The organism is Paenibacillus mesophilus (genome assembly GCF_005938385.1).
In the GTDB taxonomy this organism is placed as follows: domain Bacteria; phylum Bacillota; class Bacilli; order Paenibacillales; family NBRC-103111; genus Paenibacillus_AB; species Paenibacillus_AB mesophilus.
Genome location: NZ_VCRA01000081.1, coordinates 1 through 1,474, shown reverse-complemented (window position 1 = coordinate 1,474; position 1,474 = coordinate 1). Strand labels below are relative to the sequence as shown.

Genomic DNA, 1,474 nt, shown 5'->3' with positions numbered 1-1,474 from the left:
CAGGCTGTTTATAAAGCCTAGTTTTTCGAGCTAGTCTGGATCAAGAATGTATAACTCTGAGACGTCTCTAACCAGAAACAGAAAAGATCGCCCTACCTGGCTAGCTTGGCCAGATGGTTGGCGATCTTTTTAATGTTCTGGCAGATGGCGGTCATGAGCGCCTGCTCCAGAACTTTTTTCTTTCCGCGCAACCGGCAATAGCGAAGGCCGTGGAGCTCTTTGGCATCCGCGAAACTTCGCTCAATCGTCTGGTACCGGAGACGGTACAAATATTTGCCCGGACGGGAACATCCGTTTTGTTTCACCCAGTCCTTGCTGTCCTGCCAGACATGCCGGGTAATGACCCTTTGCTTGTTTTTGGAACGCGTGCATTCGCCAAGCAACGGGCAATCCTTACAAATTTGCGGGTCCGACTTGTAGTGGCGGTACCCTTCCCGATCGGTCGTGGTGTACGTGAGTTCCTGTTTTTGGGGACACCGATACAGGTCGAGCTCTTCGTCATACTTGAACCGCCACTTGGCAATAAGTCCTTTTACGGGGGTGTAGCTCCTGCGTCCAATTACAGCATAAATCTTTCGGGTATGTAGCTTCTTGCAAATATCCGCCGTGTAATAACCGGCATCCAGGGCCACGGCCTCCAGCGTTTTGTCGAATCCAAATTTCTCGATTTGCAGGTGAAGTCGTTCCAGGTAAGGGACCGAGTCATGGACATTTCCAGGGGTAATATGCACATCGGTAATGATGTTGTACTTATGATCGACCGTCCGGTGATCCAAATAGAAGAATCCTTCCGGTTTCCCGTCCCGAACCATATAGCCACTCTCCGGATCGGTTGTACTCACTTTTGTCTCCTTGGTTTCGCTCACCTCCTCCCGGGGCTTTAAAGCTTTTTTCCATGTGCCGCTCGATCGGCTTGAACCGCCTCGTCCAAGTCATCCAAATACGTTTTGACGCTCTTTTCAACTTCTTGCTTGATGAACTTACGTTTGTTGGCATTGGCTTTGAGATGGGTGGAATCCGTCACAAGTACGCGGCCGGCAACCATCCGAAGCTCAATGGCTTTCATCACGATATGATCGAAAATGTCCTGAACGACCGACGTGTCCTGGAGGCGCTTGCGATTTAAACTTAAGGTGCTGTGATCTGGAACGCGATCCGTTAATCCTAACCCGACGAACCATCGGTAGGCCATGTTGAGTTGAACCTCTTGCTCGAGCTGCCGCTCGGAACGTATGCCAAAAAGAAAACCAATCAACATCATTTTAAAGAGAAGGATCGGATCAACCGAAGGCCGTCCATTATCCTCACTATAGTAAGGCTTTACTTTTTCAAGAATAAAAGAAAAGTCGATGTGTGCATGAACCTTGCGAAGCAGATGATTTTGCGGAACGAGGTCTTCCAAACAAACGAATTCGTAGCTGTTTTGTGCATGTGGATTGGAGCGAAGCATGCAATCACCGCCTAAATAGGATAG

General features: G+C 49.0%; 1 protein-coding gene. It reads right to left on the bottom strand.

Annotated features, from left to right (window positions below; all coding sequences use genetic code 11):
• Positions 1 to 92: 92 nt before the first annotated feature.
• Positions 93 to 1,450, bottom strand: a protein-coding gene (locus FE783_RS37245) for an IS1182 family transposase (protein ID WP_138884451.1) whose coding sequence is annotated in 2 segments (ribosomal slippage) — positions 93 to 886 and positions 886 to 1,450 — 1,359 coding nt in all. Because the reading frame shifts where the segments join, the coding sequence is not laid out codon by codon here.
• Between the last annotated feature and the right edge of the window lie 24 nt (positions 1,451 to 1,474).